Origin of the sequence: Bradyrhizobium sp. SZCCHNS3002 (genome assembly GCF_032377435.1) — a bacterium.
In the GTDB taxonomy this organism is placed as follows: domain Bacteria; phylum Pseudomonadota; class Alphaproteobacteria; order Rhizobiales; family Xanthobacteraceae; genus Bradyrhizobium.
In genome coordinates, this window is the sequence record NZ_JAUHHY010000017.1 from 65,129 (window position 1) to 83,875 (window position 18,747).

An 18,747-nucleotide genomic window follows, 5' to 3' on the forward strand; every position below is an offset into this window, starting at 1 on the left:
CAGATCGAGGGATGGCCAAATGGACGGTCCGGCGGAGCTCGCCGTCGGTCGCCGATGGTACGCCGCAGCCACCTAAGCTACGAAAAACAACGATCCAACAAGGTGTTATCGTGGGCTTCGGTGATGATCGGCGATGGCGGGTGAAGGGGGGCGAAGACGACCCTGGCGCGCTCGGAGAGATTCGAACTCCCGACCCTCGGAATCGAAATCCGATGCTCTATCCAGCTGAGCTACGAGCGCGCGATGCGGGCCAAATCTCCCGCGTGACCGGGATACCAGACTTGGATGGGCAAGGCCAGCCTCCGTCGGATATCAACGGTCGTTTGCCGAAGCTGGCCGGGCGTCCTTGGATGGCGTCAGAAGCAGGGATGCCGGCGTCGGTCCTGGCCGATATAGGCGGCCGAGCTCTGGTAGCAGTGGTTGGTGGAAGGACCGTCATAGAACGCAAAGGTGCCGGGCAGCGGGCCGGGGCCATAATTGTGCAGGAAGCTGACGGTGTAGGGCAGCCCGTAGTGGTGGCGGTGATGCCGATGATGGCTGCGCGCCTCGGACGTGGTGGGCACCAGGGCGGCCATCGACACGATCAAGGCGGCGGCGAGGGATGCGAGCTTGCTCATGACTTTTCTCTTCTCCGGAAAACGACGTCAAGGCCGGCCGTCCGGCTGATAGCCTAACGCGGAAGTGGCGGAAAGGGTGCGCAAAAGGCGACAATCCGTCAAATTTTTGGCCTTTTCCGCGTGCTTAAGAAGACCATGACAAGGTCCGGCAAGTGCCGTCGCGCATTGGGCCCGAGGCGTTGTCGCGACAGCGCCAGAAAAGACCGGGTTTGCCGTCCTGTCCATGAATCGCCTGATCCCAAGCGTCTTGCTCCTGCTGGTCGCCGCTAGCCCGGCGCGTGCGGATTTGCACATTACGCGCGATCACGGTGGCTACATCGAAGAGTACAAGGCCAAGTACAAGCGCGTCAGGGAAACGCGTCAGCGCGTCATCATCGACGGCATCTGCAATTCCGCCTGCACGCTCGTCTTCGGCTTTGTGCCGCTCAACAGGATCTGCGTCACGCCCAGGGCCAGCCTCGGCTTCCACCAGGCCTATTACGACAAGGCGTTCACGTTCGGCATCAAGGTCACCAGCGTGGAGGGGACGTCCGAGCTGATGTCCTATTACCCCGATTCGGTGAAGGACTGGATCCGGCGCAACGGCGGGCTCACCACCGAGATGAAGCGGATCAAGAACGGCATCGAACTCTGGAAGATCGTCGACCCCTGTCCTGACGTCTGGTGAGGGCGCCGCCCGCACGGAATCTCTCTGTCCAAGCAGACCTCCGCCGGCAATCCGATCGCAAGCCGGTCCCGCGTCCGCGCGGCATCACCGTTTGCTACGCCGCGCCGCGGATGCCAGGTCCCGGCTCCCAACCGAACGGCGACAAACGAAACAATCCAGCGCCAGATCGTCCCCACTACCGGGCACTGGATTGTTTCGCCGAGACCAGCAGCGAAGGTGACGAGTCGCCTTCGGTCCCGAGCCAGGCAGAATCAGCGCTTGGCCTTCTTCGTCTTCTTGGCCGCTTTCTTGGTGGCCTTCTTGGCCGTCTTCTTCGCAGCTTTCTTGGCCGCCTTCTTCACGGTCTTCTTCGCAGTCTTCTTCGCGGACTTCTTGGTCGCGACCTTCTTGGCCTTGGCAGCGGCCCGCTTGGGTGCAGCCTTCTTGGAGGTCTTCTTCGCGGTCTTCTTGGCCGCTCGCCGGGCCTTGGGTGCCGTCGCGATCACCGGATCCTTCGGCGCCTCGGCGGGCATGCTGGTCTCGGTCACGGTCGGATCAGAGAGTGGAGTGTCGTCCATATCGGGTCCCCCGATTTGTTGGAAACCCTGCGACGATAGCTGGATTCTCCGTGCTGTCAAAGCGCGCCCCAACTAATCACTTGTGCGCAAGCTCGCGTAGGCTGCCAGCGCGCGCTCCCGCCCGGGCTTGTGATCCACGATCGGCGCCGGGTAGGTGCGGCCGAGTGCAACCGCGGCCTCGGCGAGCTCGAGCGGCTTCGCCGCCCAGGGCTGGTGGATCAGCGCGGCCGGCAGGCGTGCCAGCTCCGGGACCCAGCGGCGGACATAGGTCCCGCCAGAATCGAATTTTTCGCCCTGCAGCACGGGATTGAAGACGCGGAAGTAGGGCGCGGCATCGGCGCCCGATCCCGCAACCCATTGCCAACTTGCCGGATTGCTGCCCGGGTCGGCGTCGACCAGCGTGTCCCAGAACCACTCTTCGCCGCGCCGCCAGTCGATCAGCAGGTGCTTCACGAGCAGCGAGGCTGCGACCATCCGGACGCGGTTGTGCATGCTCCCGGTATGCCATAGCTCGCGCATCCCGGCGTCGACAATCGGATAGCCGGTTCGCCCGCGCTGCCAGGCCTCCAGCGCTGCATCGTCCTGGGCCCAGGGAAAGGCATCGAAGGCCGGCTGCAGGTTGCGGGTCGCGAGGTCGGGATTGTTGGTGAGCAGGTGGCGGCTGAACTCGCGCCAGCCGAGCTCGCTCAGGAACTTGTCGATGCCGGCGGCGGAGGCCGGGCGCTCGGCGGCGGCAAATCGCGCCGCATGCCAGATCTGGCGCGGACTGATCTCGCCGAAGCGCAGATGCGGCGACAGACGGGAGGTCGCCTCGATGTCGGGCCGGTCGCGATTGGCGGCATAGGTCTGCACGGCCGTTTCGAGAAAGCTGGCGAGGCGCGCCTGCGCCGCGCGCTCGCCGGCTTGCCACGTCGCACGCAGTCCGCCGGCCCAGTCGGGCCTGCTTGGCTCGAGCGCGAGCTCGTCGATCGTCAGGCTCGTGACGCCCGGCGCGCGCGACAGCCGGGCCGGCCGCGGCAGCGGCTTCGGCGGATCGCCCAGAGCGAGCACGCGCTTCCAGAACGGCGTGAACACGCGCGGGCCGCGTCCATCCTTGCCGCGCAACTCGGCGGGGTCGACCAGAAGGTCGTCGGGAAACACGCGTGAGGAGACGCCGATCTCGGCGAGTGCTGCTTCGACATCGGCAGCCACGGCGCGCGGTGCGGCCTGCGCGACATCGTTCCAGTACACCGCGCTCGCGCCGCTCTGGCGTGCCAGCTCGCCGAGCGCGGTGGCCGCGGATCCGCGCCGGATCACGAGTTCGGCGCCGAGCGCATGTAGTTCGGCCTGGAGTGCACGCAACGATTGCGCGAGCCACCAGCGCGACGCGCCGCCGAGCGGACGCAACCCGGGGCTTTCCTGATCGTGGACGTAACTACAAACGATCCGAGCGCCCGACTTCGCGGCTTCATACAACGCGGGGTGGTCAGACAGCCGCAGGCTCTCGCGAAACCATACGATGATGGGGGAGGAGGACATGATCAGGTATCTTATTGCCGTTTTTTATAGTGAGTTCCGGTATTCTACGTTCCGGAAAATAACTGCTTTGAAACCAACTACGGGCAGTTTGAGATTCAGTTGCAGTTCCCCTGGAAGGTTTATGACGTGTCCGTCCAATTGAAGCTCGGCACCAAGGCGCTGATCGGCGCCGTTGTCGTGATCGCCCTGAATACCGCCCTGGTCGTCGGCGCAGCGTACTGGTCGCTGTCCTCCGATTTCACCGATCGCGCCAAGCGCGACATCGAAGGCAATCTGCGCACCTTTGCGCTGACGTTCACCGAGACGTTCAAGGACGCGAAAGTCAGCGTGCAGAACGGCGTCGTTACGCGCATCGAGATTCCGGCGATTCCCGAGATCAAGGATCATGCGATCGTGGATCGCGCGGTGTCCTATGTCGGCGGCAGCGCCACGCTGTTCGTGGTCGATGACAGCGGACAGTTCGTCCGCCGTTCGACCAACGTGAAGAAGGAGAATGGCGACCGCGCCGTGGGCACCCAGCTTGCCGCGGATCATCCGGCGCAGGCGCTGCTGCGCCGCGGCGAGGCTTACAAGGGCCCCGCGACGCTGTTCGGCAAGTCGTTCATGACCGCTTATTTTCCCGTCACCAATCCGGCGGACAAGGTGATCGGCATTCTCTATGTCGGCGTGCCCATGGCCGAGCTCGACGCCATGCTGTCGCAGGCGATGCGGACCATGGTCGTCGCCGCGGCGATCGCTGCGCTGCTGGTGCTCGGCTTGACCATGCTGGCGGTGCGACGTGTCACCAAGCCTCTCGCCGCCGTGACCGACGCGCTCACCGCAATCGCCGAGGGGCGCGAGGACGTTGCGATCAAGTCCGATGACCGCAGCGACGAGATCGGCGAGATCGCGCGCAGCCTGGTCGTCTTCCGCAGTGCCGCGAGCGAGCGGCGCCGGATGCGCGAGGAGCAGGCGGCCGCGGCCACTGCGGCTGTCGAGCAGCGCAAGGCCGAGCTGCAGCGTTTCGTCGATTCCTTCCAGGCCAGCATCGGCGGCATCATCGAGAACGTCCTGACCTCGTCGGGCGAGTTCGAGCGCGAGGCGCGCCAGCTCACCCAGACCGCGCGGACTACCGCCGACCTGTCCGGCCATTCGGCCGGCGCTTCGGAAAGCGCTTCCGAGCACGTCCGCACCGCGGCCGTTGCCTCGGACGAGCTGTCCGGCTCGATCGCCGAGATCATCCGTCGCGTGCAGGAGTCCAACGCCATCGCCGCCGAGGCGGTCAACCAGGCGACCGCGACCGACCAGCGCATCAAGGAGCTGTCCGACGCCGGCAACCGCATCGGCGACGTCGTCAAGCTGATCACCTCGATCGCCGAGCAGACCAACCTGCTGGCGCTCAACGCCACCATCGAGGCCGCCCGCGCGGGCGATGCCGGCCGCGGCTTCGCGGTGGTCGCCCAGGAGGTCAAGACTTTGGCCGGCCAGACCGCCAAGGCGACGGAGGAGATCTCCAGCCAGATCGCCAACATGCAGACCGTGACCCAGGAATCCGTCGACGCCATCAAGGCGATCGGCTCGACCATTGAGCGCATCAACGGGATCGCTGCCTCGATCTCGGCCGCCGTCGAACAGCAGCGCGCCGCCACGCAGAACATCACCCAGAGCGTCCGCTCGGCCGCGACCGGGACCGCCGAGGTGGTCGAGAACATCCGCAGCGCGGCGCGTGGGGCGGGCGAGACCGGCGAAAGCTCCAACCGGATGTTCGCCTCGGCCCAGGCGCTGTCCAGCGAAAGCCTGCGGCTGAAGGCCGAGGTGCAGAAGTTCCTCGACGGAATGCGCGCCGCCTGACATCGCGGCTCATCCGTAGAGCAGCCTTGGCAGGATCGTCACGATGCCCGGGAAGAGGGTGAGCAGCAGCACGAAGGCGACCATGATGGCGAGATAGGGGGCGGTCACACGGGCGATATAGCCGAGACCGTCCTCCGTCAGGCCCTGGATCACGAACAGGTTGAAACCGACCGGCGGCGTGATCTGGGCCATCTCGACCGCGAGCACCAGGAAGACCCCGAACCAGACCTCGTCGAAGCCGGCGCCCTTCACGATCGGCAGCACGATCGGCAGGGTCATCACGATCATCGAAAAGCCGTCGAGGAAGCAGCCGAGGATCAGGTAGAACACGATCAGGACTGTGATCAGCATGAACGGCGACAGGCCGAGACCCTTGACGAAGGTAGCCACGGCTTGCGGAATGCCGAGGAAGGCCGCGGCGTTGCCGAGGATCGAGGCGCCGAGCACGATCAGGGCGATCATCGAGCAGGTGATGACCGAGCCGATCATCACGTCGCGCACCACCTGCCGCGACATCGCGCCCTGGAAGTAGGCCACCAGCGCTGCGCCGAGCACACCGACGGCGGCGGCCTCCGACGGCGTCGCCAGGCCGCCATACATCGAGCCGAGGACGCAGGCGATCAGGAACAGGGCGGGGGCGAGATCCTTCAGCGCCGCGAACCGCTCCGCCCAGGGCACCTGCGACAGTTGCGCCTCCGCCTTTGGCACCATCGAAGGCGTCAGCGTCGTGTGCAGCATCACCCAGCCCATGAAGGTGCCGGCCAGCAAGAGACCCGGCAGCACGCCGGCGGTGAACAGCTTGAGGATCGAGACGTCGCCGAGCACGCCATAGATGATCATGATGTTCGACGGCGGGATCAGGAAGCCGAGCGTCCCGGCGCCCGCGAGCGAGCCGACCGCGATGTCGCGCGCATAGCCGCGGCGCAGCAGCTCGTTGAGCGACATCCGGCCGATCACCTGCGTCGTTGCGGCCGACGAGCCGGAGATCGCGGCGAAGATGGTGCAGCCGATGACGTTGACGTGGAGCAGGCGGCCCGGCAGCAGCCCGGCCCATGGCGCCAGCCCCTGGAACAGCGAGCGCGACAGCCGCGTCCGGAACAGCAGCTCACCCATCAGGATGAACAGCGGCAGCGCCAGCAGCTCCTGGGTGGTGAGAATGTTCCAGGCATATTGCGGAAGCAGCTTGTCGAGCGGGATCGAGCGGAACATCGCCAGCAGCAGGGTCGCGGTGAAGGCGAGCGTGAGCCCGATCCACAGGCCGCCGGCCAGCAGCGCGAACAGGATGGCGAACAGGGCGACGAGTTCGATGGTCATGGGGAGGGGGAGTCCGCGGTGAGGGAGGCGGGCGGGATGGGGCCTGCGAATCCCAGACTGGTGGGATCGTCGCGAATGGCATCGCCGTGATGCGCGATGGTCGTGCCGCAGGCGCGGTTCGACCTCGCCCCGCTTGCGGGGAGAGGTCGGATTGCATCGCAAGATGCAATCCGGGTGAGGGGGTACAGGTCTCTCCGCACGCACTTCCCGCGCGGCTGCCCCTCACCCCGACCCTCTCCCCGTAAGGACGGGGAGAGGGGGCGCACCGCGTGCGGGGTGAGAGTTCGCCTATCAGTTGATGGACAAGAACTGCGTAGTTCGGCGGCCGCTGCTCGCGGCGAACCGATCGTCGCGACGTGGGCACGCTCTCTCATTCGACCGGCGACGCCTTCATGCGGTGATCCTCCAGCGGCAGTCCCAGCGCGGCCTGAATGGCGCGGGCGAGGAATTGCAGGGTCAGGAGCAGCATGCCGAAGGTGACGACGGCCTGCGGAAACCACAGCGGGGTGTCGCTGGAGGTCGAGACCTGGCCGCGGACGAAGGAGCTCCAGGCGAACTTGGTCATCGCCGACGTCAGGAACGCCATGAAGGCGAAGCCGGCGGCGGCGGCCAGCACCTCCAGCGCGCGCTGCAGCGGCGCCGGCACGTTCTTGAGCAGCAGCACCACGCGGATATGGCCGCCGACGCGCAAGGTCATGGCCGCGCCGAAGGTGAACGAGGCCGCCATCAGATAGGACGAGTATTCCCAGGCGATCGAGATGGTCGGCGGGAAGAACGGCAGCACGTTCGACAGCGCCCGCGTCGTCACCTCGGCCAGCATCAGCGCCGTCAAGGTCAGCAGACAGCCGCCGCCGATCCAGCCGTCGAGCCGGCCCAGCCGGTCGATGACATCGAGCAGGATGCGCAGCGGCGCGGGCGCCGCTGCATTGAGGCTCGCCCGTTCGCCCGGCGACGGCTCCACGATCGCGTCAGCCACGCTTCATCTCGGCAAGATAGGACTTCACCGGTTGATCGGCAGCGGGCACGCGCTTGAGGAAGGCCTCCATCTGTGGCGCGGTCTTGGCCCGGATCTCGGTCATCATCGCATCCGAAACCGGCACCACTTCCATGCCGCCTTCCTTGAGCCGGTTGAGGCTGTCGACATCGGCCTTGAGCGAATTCGCCCAGAAGGTCGGCTCCATCTTGGCGGCGATGTCGCTGACGGTCTTCTGCTGCTCGGGCGTCAGCGCCTTCCAGGAATCCAGGTTCACGTTGAGCATCTGCGACGACCACACATGATTGGTCGGGTAGACGTATTTGAGGAATTCCCAGAACTTGCCGTCGACCCCTGAGACCGAGGAGGTCGAGACGCCCGCCACGGCGCCGGAGGCCAGTGCCGGGATCGTCTCGCCCCAGGGGATCATGACCGCGGCCATGCCGATGGCGTTGAGCATGTCGACCGCGTTCTTGTCGGGCACGCGGATCTTGATGTTCTTCAGGCCGGCGACGTCTGATGTCTTGACCTTCAGGTGCAGATACTGCGTTGGCCACGGCACGATGTAGAGGATCTTCTGGTTATTGCGCGCGGCGATCTTCTCATATTCAGGCCGCACGTATTTGTGCAGCACCTTGAGCTCGTCCATCGAGCCGGCGAGGAACGGGATGCTCTCAACGCCCATGAAGGGCTCGTCGCCGACCTGCTGGATGTTGAGCACGTCCGCGAGCGGGACGAGACCGTCGCGCACCGCGCGCAGATGCTCCGGGCCCTTGAAGCCGAGCTGACCGCCTGCCTTCACGGTGATGTTGACGGCGCCGTTGGTCTGCTTCTTCACCTCCTCGGCGAAGGCCATCGCGTTCTGGGTGTGAAAGTTGCCCTCGGGCCAGACCGTCGACATGTCCCAGTTGGTCGTCGCCGCGCGTGCCCTTGTCGAGACCTGGCTCGCCGTGAGCAGCGCCGCTGCACCTGCCGTGAACGTCCGTCGCGTGATCATCAGTGTCTCCGCTTCGTTGCTGAGCTAAGGGAAATGGAAGAGGTTTGGCGAGCCGTGTGGTCGTGGCCATCCTTCGAGACGCCCGCCTGCGGCGGGCTCCTCAGGATGAGGGCTCGTTGCGCGGCCAGATGCTGATCCTCTCCATGAGGACGCCCCTCATGGTCAATGTGCAGCACCGATAGCGGTGCTAAACCCTCATGGTGAGGAGCGTCGCTCTTGCGACGCGTCTCGAACCATGAGGCCACCAATGTTTCGACTGGCATGAGATCTCACCGCGCCTGCCCGTAGACCTTTGCCGCGTTGTCCGCCGACACCAGCCCGCTCTCGACATCGCTCTGCACGAGCTCCGCCGCGCGTTCGCGGGGATCGCCGATGCCTGCACCGCCCGGCGTCAGCACCACCAGCCGGTCGTCCGGCGGCACGGTCTGAAAACCCTTGCCACGCAGCTTCTTGCCCGACGCGAGCCCGACATAGCCGGCTTCGCCATGGTGGCCGCCGTCGCGGCCGCGCGGCGGGTGGTCGATGCGGTCGAAGGCGGCGAGGATGTCGAACGGCGCGTCGACGCCGCTGCCGACCTCGATGATCTGGCCGAGGCCGCCGCGGGTGCGGCCGGCGCCGCCGGAATCCGGCCGCAGCTCCTTGCGCCAGAAGATCAGCGGCGTCTGCGTCTCCGCGATCTCGACCGGCGTGCCGCGCACGCCGGAGGGATAGGCGGTAGCCGACAGCCCGTCCTTGTCGAAACGGGCGCCAGTGCCGCCGTTCGACGTCACCGCCATCGAGAACCCGTAATTGCCGCCGGCGCCGGAGCGGGTCTGGCCGCGGACGTTGAGATTCCACAGACACGACGTGCCTTCGGCGGGCACGCGCTCGGGGATGATCTGGCGCAGGCAGCCGAACACCACGTCGGGCAGCATCTGGCCGATGACATGACGCGAGGCGACGGGCGCCGGCTTCGGCGCATTGAGGATCGCGCCCGATGGCGCCGACACGGTCAGCGGCGATAGCGAGCCGGCATTGTTGGGGATCGCGGAGGCCACGACGCAACCGAGCCCGAACACCGTGTAGGCCGTGGTGTAGGACAATGGCACGTTGATACCGAATTTCGAGGCGGGCGAGGTGCCGTCGAAGTCGACGTGGATGCCGTTCTCCGAGATCGTCAGCGCCGCCTTCAGGGTGACAGGCGCATCATAGCCGTCGACCACCATCTCGTTGCGCCAGGTGCCCTTGGGCAGCTTGGCGATCTCGGCCAGGACGGCGTCGCGCGAGCGGTCGCAGATGTAGTCGCCGAGCGTATCGAGCGAGGCGATGCCGAACTCGGTCATCATCTCGACCAGGCGCTGGCAGCCGACATCGTTGCAGGCGGCGAGCGAATAGGTGTCGCCTTCGGTGTCCACCGGCAGCCGGGTGTTGGCGCGGATCATGGCCATCAGCGTCTCGTTGACGACGCCCTGGTCGATCAGCTTCAGCATCGGGATGTACAGCCCCTCCATGAATACGTCGGTGCCGTCGGGGCCGAAGCCGATGCCGCCGATATCCATCAGATGGCTGGTGCAGGAGAACAAGGCGACCGGCTGGCCGTCCTTGAAGCAGGGCGTGGTGACGACGAAATCGTTGAGATGCCCGGTGCCCATCCAGGGATCGTTGGTGATGTAGGCATCGCCGGGCTTCATCGTGTGGATCGGAAAATGCGCGATGAAGTGCTTCACCGACTCCGCCATCGAGTTGACGTGGCCCGGCGTGCCGGTGACGGCCTGCGCCAGCATGCGGCCGTTCAGGTCGAACACGCCGGCGGAGAGGTCGCCGCATTCGCGCACGATCGGGCTGAAGGCGGTGCGCAGCAGCACCTGGGCCTGTTCCTCGACCACGGCGATCAGCCGGTGCCACATGATCTGCAAGTCGATCAGGCTGCTCTGTGATGGACTCATTGTCAGGCCGCCTTCCGTTCCATGACGATGCTGCCGGCACCATCGATATGCGCGTCAAAACTGTTGGAGATGAAAGTCGAGGTCTCGTCCTCGGCGATCACGGCGGGGCCGGCGATGACCGCGCCCGGCGCCATCTGCTCGCGGCGATACAGCGGGATCTCGACGAAGCGTCCGGCGCGGCCGTCGAAGAACTTGCGGTGCCCCGCAGCCTTGCCCGCAGGCTTGCGTTGCACCTCGGTGACGGCGGGCGGTTGGTGCGCATCCGTCGTCGCGAGCACCGACCAGCTCAGGACCTCGATCGCCGCACCGGGGATCGGGCGCTCGAACAGCGCGGCGTAGCCGGCCTCGAAGGTCGTACGCAGGGTGGGCAGGTCGTCCGCCGTCAGCGGGCGGTTCGGCAGCTCGACATTGATCTCGTGGCCCTGGCCGACATAGCGCATGAAAGCCGAGCGGCGCTCGCGCAACGGTGCGCCGGCCGCACCAGGCTCCACCAGCGCGCGGGCCTCATCGGCCATCTCCTGCAGCAGAGTGGAGACGAGCGCCGTGTCGAAATCGTCGAGCCTCGCATGGCGGCTGCGCACCAGCTCATAGGCGATCGGTGCGGCGAGGAAGCCGACGGCCGAGCCGACGCCGGCGTTCGACGGCACGACCACCCTGGCGACGCCGATCTTCTCGGCGACGCGCGCGGCATGCAGCGGCGCGGCGCCGCCGAAGGCGATCAGCGTGTGCTGGCCGATCACGGCGCCGCGCTCGACGGCATGGACGCGGGCCGCGCTCGCCATATTCTCGCAGACGACCTCATGCACGGCGTAGGCAGCGGTCTCCGCATCGAGGCCGAGCGGGGCGCCGACGTCGCGGAGCAGGGCCTGTTTCGATAGTTCGGGATCGAGCCTGATGGTGCCGCCGGCAAACGCGTCGGGATCGATCATGCCGAGCGCGACATCGGAATCGGTGACCGCCGGGCGCTGGCCGCCGCGGCCGTAGCAGGCCGGACCCGGCTCGGAAGAGGCGCTCTCCGGGCCCACGGTGACGCGCTTCATCGCATCGATGCGCGCGATCGAGCCGCCGCCGGCGCCGATCTCGACCATCTCGATCACGGGGATGCGCACCGGCAGGCCCGAGCCTTTGAGGAACCGCGCGGCACGGTCGACCTCGAACACACGCGAGCTCTCCGGCTCGAAATTCTCGATCAGGCAGATCTTGGCGGTGGTGCCGCCCATGTCGAACGACAGCACCTTGCGCTCGCCGAGCGTAGCTGCGATCTGGCCGGCGAAGATCGCGCCGCCAGCGGGACCGGATTCGACGAGCCGCACCGGGAAGCGGCGCGCCGTGGCGATCGAGGTGACGCCGCCGCCCGAGGTGACGAGATAGATCGCGCCGCGGAACTGCTCGATTTGCAGCGCCCGCTCCATGCGCGCGAGATAGCTGTCCATCAACGGCTGCACATAGGCGTTGGCGACCGCGGTCGAGGTGCGTTCGTATTCCCGGATTTCGGGACAGACCGCCGAGGACAAAGTGACCGAGACATCAGGCATCGCCTCGGTCAGGATCTCGGCAGCGCGGCGCTCATGCGCGGGATTGGCGTAGGCGTGCAGGAAGGCGACGGCGATGCTGGCGACATCGAGGGCGCGCAACTGCGGCACCAGCGCGCGCACCGCCGCTTCGTCGAGCGGCAGTCTGACGTCTCCGTGGGCATCAACGCGCTCGGGCACGGTGAAGCGCAGGGAGCGCGGCACCAGCGGCTTCGGTTTGTCGATCGAGAGATCGTACTGGTCGTAGCGGCTCTCGGTTCCAATATCCAGAACATCGCGGAAGCCGGACGTTGCGATCAGTGCGGTCCTGGCGCCGCGGCGCTCGATGATGGCATTGGTCGCGAGCGTGGTGCCGTGAATGAAGACATCGATGTCGCAGATGCGCGCCTTCGCGTCGGCGAGAATGAGACGGGTGCCGTCCAGCACGGCCTGCTCCGGCTGCGTCGGCGTGGTCAGCAGCTTGCGCGTCCGGCGCTGCGTACCGATGTCGAGAACGATATCGGTGAACGTGCCCCCGATATCGACGGCCAGCCGGACTTCGGCTCCTTCAAGCATTCCATGTCTCCGCAAGCGACGAACTGATGTGCGATTTGAGCAAGTCCCATGCCATTGCGCCAGCGGGGATGCAGTTTGCTGCTCTGCGTTTGCTGCGGTGCGGACTTGAGGTCGCGGTGCGATGGGCGATCAACTTGGCCGATCGGCTTGCTGTTGTTTGCGACACCGTCATGTCGCCACGCGCGACGATTGGCGTGAGACCGACGATCATCTCCACAACGTCATTCCGGGGCTCGCCGTGCGGGCGCCCCGGAATGACACCGTGTGTTGATCGAACGCGCCAAACATGACTTCGCATTCCCGCGGCACGATGGGCCCGAGTTTCTGCTGCTTGCTCACCCTCCGCAAACGAGAGGGTGCAGGGAATGCCGGGTGAAAGCCTCACCCATGGCCCGCCTGCGAAAAAAATGCAGGCGGCAGGTACCACAGGCAAAGCCGAACACTCCGGCATTCCCTGCGCGGTGGTCTTCACGCTTATACGCAGTCTCCCTGGTGCGCCGGCTTGTTGGCCACCATTGTCCGCGCGATGCGCAAGCATCGTCACGAGCGTGATACCAGCTTCGGGGTATCGGGACGCTGCGACTTCACGTCCGCAATCATGCCGGTCGTCTGCGCGAAATGCGCGTCCGGCATGGCTCGCGGCCACCGCATCCCGCACCGACGTTCGTGACGACGCGTACGTCCCTCTGCATGGGCAGGACGACGCGGATCATACATGAGTTACGAGAAAACGAAAGAAAAAAATTCGGTCTTTTCGAAATGACGCCAGGGGTCCCTCCCGGCGGCGCTCAGACGTGACCGCCGTCTCCGCGGCCGACCTCGATCTTCTGATCCGGTCCCTGCAGAGCCGCATACACGGCGCCCAGCACGACGCTATACGCCTCGACCATCGCCAGCGAAAACAGCGCCGGGCCGGCGCCCAGCCCGAGCGACGTTGCGAACGGTCCAAGGCCGATGGCGGGAAACAACACGATTCCGAGCAGCAGCCAGCCGGCGAGCCCGAGCAGGAAGCCTTTGGCGACACCGCTGCCGCCGGGCAGGCGGTGGAAGAAGCGCCCGAACAGCAGGCCGATCAGGAAGGCTCCGTTGAGCTGCGAGAGCAGCCACAGCGGCGCCCCGTCCTGCATCGCTCGGGCGAACAGGGGCTGGAGCGTATCGAGCAGCGCCGAGGCGGGATCGAACTGCGGCAACAGGTGAAGCCCGCTCTTGAGCTCCATCAGGCCTATATGAGCCAACGTCCCGCAGCCCGATGCGACCGCCGACGTCCATATCCAGCGATAGCTGCGTATCGTTGTCATCTCCTCAATTTGGCCGTCGCCCATCATTGGTCCGTTGATCTTGCTCAAAAGGCAAGTTCGCCGTGCGCTTAGTTTGCGCGAACTCATTGGTGCCACGTCGAGGAGTTCTGCCATGCGATTAGATCCACGCGCGCTGGTGTTCGCAGCCGCAATCGTGACCGTCACCGCCGCCCCGGGCCTTGCCCAGCCGGGCGCAGGCGGACCGGGTTGGGGGCCGGGCATGATGATGGGGCCGGGGATGATGGGCGGCCGGGGGTTCGGCTTCCTCTGCAATCCCCGCATGGCCGGATTTGCCGAATGGCGGATGTCGCAGATCGAGGCGGCCATCAAGCCGAACGACACGCAGCGGGCGCGGCTCGATGATCTCAAGGCCGCATCGGCCAAAGCTGCGGAGCTGATCACGAAGGACTGCCCGGCGACGCCGCCGGCCAAGGCGACCGACCGCCTCGCGCTGGCGGAGCAGCGCCTCGACACGATGCAGCAGGCGATCAAGATCGTCCGGCCAGCGTTCCAGGCGCTCTACGACTCGCTCGACGACAAGCAGAAGGCGGCGATGGACAGCAGCGGGCCCCGCAACTGGGGCTGGCGTCACTGGCACTGGCCGTGGAGCGACGAGTAGCGGCGTAGCGGGGGGCCGGGGAGGGCCGCGTTGATTGGGTGCGGGCGGGCATGGCGATTTCGCTCCGCATGGCGTAAAGCCATCGGAATCAAACGAGGTTTTCCGTCAATTGCCCTTTCCCGCGACCCATCCGCCGCTCGCCCGCGCCCTGGCCGAGCGCAACTATGAGACTCCCACGCCCGTCCAGCTCGCGGTGCTCGCGGACGACGCCGCCGATCGCGACCTCCTGGTGTCGGCCCAAACGGGGTCTGGCAAGACCGTCGCCTATGGACTGGCGATGGCGGCGAATCTGTTGGGTGACGCCGAACGGTTCGCGCCGGCGGCCGCGCCGCTGGCGCTGATCGTGGCGCCGACGCGCGAGCTGGCGCTGCAGGTCCAGCGCGAGCTCGGCTGGCTCTATCAGCACGCTGGCGCGCGCGTTGTCTCCTGCGTCGGCGGCATGGATCCGCGCCGCGAGCAGCGCGAGCTCGAGGCGGGCGCCCATATCGTGGTCGGTACGCCCGGGCGTCTCTGCGATCATCTGCGGCGCGGGCGGCTCGATATCTCGGAATTGAAGGCCGTGGTGCTCGACGAGGCCGACGAGATGCTCAATCTCGGCTTTCGCGAGGACATGGAGTTCATTCTCGAGACCACGCCGGAGACGCGCCGGACCCTGCTGTTCTCGGCGACCTTTCCGCGCGGCATCGTGGCGCTGGCGAAGCAGTATCAGGACGACGCGTTCCGGATCGAGGTCGAGGGCGATGAAGGCGGGCATGCCGACATCGAGTACCGCGCCATCCGCATCGCCGCCGACGATGTCGAGCATGCGGTCGTCAACGTGCTGCGCTTCTACGAGTCGCCGAGCGCAATCGTGTTCTGCAACACGCGCGAGGCGGTGCGGCATCTGCAGGCGGCGCTGCTGGAGCGCGGCTTTTCCGTCGTCGCGCTGTCGGGTGAGCTGACGCAGAACGAGCGCACGATGGCGCTGCAGTCGCTTCGCGACGGCCGCTCGCGGGTGTGCGTGGCGACCGACGTCGCGGCGCGCGGCATCGATCTCGCCAATCTCGATCTCGTCATCCATGCCGAGCTGCCGAACGATCCCGAGGTGATGCAGCATCGCTCGGGTCGCACCGGCCGCGCCGGCCGCAAGGGCGTCAGCGTGCTGCTGGTGCCGCCGGCGCGGCGGCGGCGGGCGGAAACGCTGCTGAACCTCGCCGGCATCGAGGCCGCGTGGGGCGCAGCGCCGCAAGCTGATGAGATCCGCAAGCTCGATCAGGAGCGCATGCTGCACGACCAGGTGTTCACCGAGGAGACGACGGCGGAGGATCTGGCGCTCGCGCAAGCGCTGCTGGCGGAGCGGTCGGCCGAGGACATCGCCGCCGCATTGGCGCGGCTCTATCGCGCGCGGCTGCCGTCGCCGGAGGACATTCTGGATCCGGGCCAGGACCGCGGCCGCCCGCGCCAGGATCGTGGTCGCGACACCGCCCGGCCGGCGCGCGGCGAGGAGCGGCCACCGTCGCCCCGAACGAAGACCGGGAAGCCGTCGGCGCGCCACGGCATGGGCGAGCCGAGCGTCTGGTTCCGGGCGGCGATCGGGCGCAGGAAGAATGCGGAGGCACGCTGGCTGCTGCCGATGATCTGCCGTCGCGGCGGCATCGACAAGCACGACATCGGCACCATCAAGATCTCGGATACCACGACGGAGTTCGAGATCGCCGCGCGGGTCGCGGACGCCTTCGCCGCCAACATCCGCCGTCCCGACAAGGAGGATACGATCCGCATCGAGCCGCTGGCGGCTGCGCCGTCGGGGCAGGGGGCCGCCGACAAACCGCGTCCGGAGAAGCGGGCGGCGCGGCGCGAGGCCGAGCCACGGCGCCAGGCAGAGGAAAGCGCCTACCATCCGCTGCATCGCGATCAGCCTCGCCGGGACAAGGAAGCTCCGCCGCGGAGCAGGGCACATCATGACGCTCCGCCGTCGAAGTCCGGCCATGCCCAGGCGTTCACGAAGAAAAAGAAGCACGGCGACAAGTCCAGCCGTGGCGGACCGGCGTTTCCGTCTCATAGCCCACGGTCGAAGGCGCCTGGTGGAAAGAAGCCCAAGACCAAGCGTCGCGGCTGACGGCACCGGCCGATCCCGCGCCGACGGCAGTGCGTGAAACGTGAAGGAGGAGCCGTCCTTGAGCCGCTACGCCGTCCTGTATTTTGCAACCCTGGCCGTGCTGCTCGGCTTCGACATCCCGTTCCTGAGCATCGTCGCCAAGGGCTTCTTCCAGTCGCAGGTCGGCGAGATGCTCGGCGAGATTCGTCCCGTGCCGGCGGTGCTATTCTATCTGCTCTATGTCGTGGGCGTTCTGATCTTCGTCAGCGGCCCGCTTGATGCGACTTGGCGCTCGACCTTGCTCTATGGCGCGCTGTTCGGGCTGTTCTGCTACGCGACCTTCGAGCTGACCTCGCTCGCGATGCTCAAGCAGTGGACCTGGACGGTGGTGGCGGTCGACATCAGCTGGGGCGTGTTCGTCACGGCGGTATCGGCGACGGTGGGGTTGCTGATCGCCGACTGGGCGACGCCGCGGGGCTGAAAGGGCATCGGCCCGAAGCGCTCCGAGTCGAGGCCGGGTCAATCGAAATCCCGGGTCCGCCTCTGCGAGGCGTCCCGGGATGACGTCGTCAAACGTCGGTTGCCGGCCTCACTTCGGCTGCGGCACCACGCGCAGATAGGGCTTCGGCGCCTTCCAGCCGTTCGGATAGATCGTCTTGGCCTCGTCGTCGGACACCGAGCCGGCGATGATGACGTCCTCGCCCTGCTTCCAGTCGGCGGGGGTGGCGACGCGGTGCTTCGACGTGAGCTGCAGCGAATCGATGACGCGGAGAATTTCCTGGAAGTTGCGCCCGGTGGTCATCGGGTAGACCAGGATCAGCTTGATCTTCTTGTCCGGGCCGATGATGAAGACGTTGCGGACGGTCTGGTTGTCGGCCGCGCTGCGCTTGGACGGATCCCCGGAGATCGCCGCCGGCAGCATGTCATAGAGCTTCGAGACGTTGTAGTCGGTGTCGCCGATCATCGGATAGTTCGGCGCCGCGCCTTGCGTCTCGCGGATGTCCTCCGACCATTTGGCGTGGTTGTCGACCGGGTCGACCGACAGGCCCATCAGCTTGACGCCGCGCTTGTCGAACTCCGGCTTCAGCCGGGCGAGCGCGCCGAGCTCGGTGGTGCACACCGGGGTGAAATCCTTCGGATGCGAGAACAAGAGTGCCCAGCTGTCGCCGATCCAGTCGTGGAATTTGATCTTGCCTTCGGTGGTGTCTGCCTCGAAATCCGGGGCAGTGGAGCCGATCTGGAGAGCCATGGCAGTCCTCAATTCATTGCAGGTGGTGGGAATAAATCTTCCAAACACTATAGGAAATACCGCCGCGAAAGGGAACCGGCTGACGGAAAAGAGAAGATAATTGCTCCAAAGCTCACGGGGCCAACAACTTCTTTTGAGTTCCTGGGCTGCGGCGAAACATCCGTGAGATGGCCGGTTGCCCAGATTTCGCCATCTGGCGGTCGCAACACGCCGCCCCCTGAGGCCCCACGGTTTGAACCGTGATCGAGGTCACTGCGGCAAATCGGCAACCGATACAAAAACCCACAGCACCGTTTCGAACCGTTAACCACTCGTTCAGACGGGCGCCGACAAGGTGGGTCAACACAGCAACTGAGAAGAGAACATGGCTACCTCTGCACCAAAAACCATCGGCATCGATGGTCTCGAACCGTCCTCCTGTGAGACCGCTGCTCTCGCGCTCGGCATCGTGCGCGACGGCGTGATCACCGGCGAGGGGCCGACCACCGCGGGACGCGTGCATTTCTCCCGCGTGCTCGATGCCGATGACGCGGCCTGGTGCGCGCGCATTCTGAGCGCCGCCGCGATCAACGACGCGCCGGTCAGCCGCGCCGAGGCCGAGGCGCTGTTCGCGATCGATGCCGCCGCGACCGAGCGCAAGGACGACGGCCGTTTCGAGGATCTGCTCGCCAAGGCGGTGGCGCATCACACCGCGGCCGCCTCCGGCCTGCCCGTGCCGCCGCGCAGCGTGGCGCTGTCGCCGGAGACCGCGATCGAGAGCTGGGCTCCGATCAATGCGCGGGGCATTCGCACCGATGCGCTGGAATGGGTCGCCAAGCAGATGCGCGGCAAGCGCCAGGGCAACCGCGCGCTGATGGCGATGGTCGCGACCCTGGTCGGCGTCACCGTGCTGCCGCTGGCGCAACTGCCCTCGATGATCGACATCGGGATGTAGGCGCCTCGCGTTCATCCAGCCGCATGAGTTCGACGAGCGCGATGATCTCATCGCGCTCTTTTCGTTTTGACCGGTCTTTTTGACC

Annotated in this window: 16 protein-coding genes and 1 tRNA gene; 6 read left to right on the forward strand and 11 right to left on the reverse strand. The window is 66.4% G+C overall.

What is annotated here, in order from left to right; genetic code table 11:
• Positions 1-163: 163 nt before the first annotated feature.
• Both QW845_RS28840 and QW845_RS28845 read right to left on the reverse strand, forming a co-directional pair.
• A tRNA-Arg gene (locus QW845_RS28840) sits at positions 164-240 on the reverse strand.
• Positions 241-356: 116 nt separating this feature from the next.
• Positions 357-617, reverse strand: a complete 261-nt coding sequence (locus QW845_RS28845) for a hypothetical protein (RefSeq protein WP_315804889.1) — start codon at positions 615-617, stop codon at positions 357-359.
• A gap of 223 nt (positions 618-840) precedes the next feature.
• On the opposite strand from QW845_RS28845, the gene QW845_RS28850 reads away from it, so the two are divergent.
• Complete coding sequence (locus QW845_RS28850; protein ID WP_315804890.1) at positions 841-1,284, forward strand: hypothetical protein; 444 nt, start codon at positions 841-843, stop codon at positions 1,282-1,284.
• A 251-nt stretch (positions 1,285-1,535) separates the two neighbouring features.
• On the opposite strand, the gene QW845_RS28855 is transcribed toward QW845_RS28850, so the two are convergent.
• On the reverse strand, positions 1,536-1,841 hold the full coding sequence (locus QW845_RS28855) for a histone (RefSeq protein WP_315804891.1): 306 nt from the start codon (positions 1,839-1,841) through the stop codon (positions 1,536-1,538).
• Positions 1,842-1,913: 72 nt separating this feature from the next.
• Entirely contained in the window at positions 1,914-3,359 is a 1,446-nt protein-coding gene (locus QW845_RS28860; RefSeq protein ID WP_315804892.1) for a deoxyribodipyrimidine photo-lyase, read from the reverse strand.
• A gap of 126 nt (positions 3,360-3,485) precedes the next feature.
• Here QW845_RS28860 and QW845_RS28865 point away from each other — a divergent pair, with 126 nt between their 5' ends.
• On the forward strand, positions 3,486-5,189 hold the full coding sequence (locus tag QW845_RS28865) for a methyl-accepting chemotaxis protein (RefSeq protein WP_315804893.1): 1,704 nt from the start codon (positions 3,486-3,488) through the stop codon (positions 5,187-5,189).
• Between the two features lie 9 nt (positions 5,190-5,198).
• Here QW845_RS28865 and QW845_RS28870 read toward each other — a convergent pair whose 3' ends face one another.
• The 6 genes from QW845_RS28870 to QW845_RS28895 all read right to left on the reverse strand — a co-directional run bounded on the left by QW845_RS28870 (position 5,199) and on the right by QW845_RS28895 (position 13,783).
• The gene (locus tag QW845_RS28870) at positions 5,199-6,503 is read right to left on the reverse strand and encodes a TRAP transporter large permease subunit (RefSeq protein WP_315804894.1); all 1,305 of its coding nucleotides are present in this window, start codon (positions 6,501-6,503) and stop codon (positions 5,199-5,201) included.
• 370 nt (positions 6,504-6,873) lie between these two features.
• On the reverse strand, positions 6,874-7,479 hold the full coding sequence (locus QW845_RS28875; protein WP_315804895.1) for a TRAP transporter small permease: 606 nt from the start codon (positions 7,477-7,479) through the stop codon (positions 6,874-6,876).
• Positions 7,472-8,473 (reverse strand): TRAP transporter substrate-binding protein, encoded by a 1,002-nt coding sequence (locus tag QW845_RS28880; RefSeq protein ID WP_315804896.1) that lies wholly within the window; start codon positions 8,471-8,473, stop codon positions 7,472-7,474. The genes QW845_RS28875 and QW845_RS28880 overlap by 8 nt, the downstream gene beginning before the upstream one ends.
• Positions 8,474-8,742: 269 nt before the next feature.
• Positions 8,743-10,398, reverse strand: a complete 1,656-nt coding sequence (locus QW845_RS28885) for a hydantoinase B/oxoprolinase family protein (protein ID WP_315804897.1) — start codon at positions 10,396-10,398, stop codon at positions 8,743-8,745.
• Positions 10,399-10,400: 2 nt separating this feature from the next.
• The gene (locus QW845_RS28890; RefSeq protein WP_315804898.1) at positions 10,401-12,485 is read right to left on the reverse strand and encodes a hydantoinase/oxoprolinase family protein; all 2,085 of its coding nucleotides are present in this window, start codon (positions 12,483-12,485) and stop codon (positions 10,401-10,403) included.
• A 788-nt stretch (positions 12,486-13,273) separates the two neighbouring features.
• Positions 13,274-13,783, reverse strand: coding sequence for a DUF6789 family protein (locus QW845_RS28895; protein WP_315804899.1), 510 nt, complete (start codon positions 13,781-13,783; stop codon positions 13,274-13,276).
• A 112-nt stretch (positions 13,784-13,895) separates the two neighbouring features.
• On the opposite strand from QW845_RS28895, the gene QW845_RS28900 reads away from it, so the two are divergent.
• The 3 genes from QW845_RS28900 (at position 13,896) to QW845_RS28910 (ending at position 16,960) form a co-directional block, all read left to right on the forward strand.
• Complete coding sequence (locus QW845_RS28900; protein ID WP_315804900.1) at positions 13,896-14,402, forward strand: Spy/CpxP family protein refolding chaperone; 507 nt, start codon at positions 13,896-13,898, stop codon at positions 14,400-14,402.
• Positions 14,403-14,511: 109 nt separating this feature from the next.
• Positions 14,512-16,500, forward strand: coding sequence for a DEAD/DEAH box helicase (locus QW845_RS28905; protein WP_315804901.1), 1,989 nt, complete (start codon positions 14,512-14,514; stop codon positions 16,498-16,500).
• Positions 16,501-16,558: 58 nt separating this feature from the next.
• On the forward strand, positions 16,559-16,960 hold the full coding sequence (locus tag QW845_RS28910; RefSeq protein ID WP_315804902.1) for a DUF2177 family protein: 402 nt from the start codon (positions 16,559-16,561) through the stop codon (positions 16,958-16,960).
• A gap of 108 nt (positions 16,961-17,068) precedes the next feature.
• Here QW845_RS28910 and QW845_RS28915 read toward each other — a convergent pair whose 3' ends face one another.
• Complete coding sequence (locus tag QW845_RS28915) at positions 17,069-17,728, reverse strand: peroxiredoxin (protein ID WP_315804903.1); 660 nt, start codon at positions 17,726-17,728, stop codon at positions 17,069-17,071.
• A 364-nt stretch (positions 17,729-18,092) separates the two neighbouring features.
• Between QW845_RS28915 and QW845_RS28920 the strand changes: the two genes are divergently transcribed.
• Positions 18,093-18,662: a hypothetical protein gene (locus tag QW845_RS28920; RefSeq protein ID WP_315804904.1), complete on the forward strand. Its 570-nt coding sequence runs from the start codon at positions 18,093-18,095 to the stop codon at positions 18,660-18,662.
• Positions 18,663-18,747 lie beyond the last annotated feature (85 nt).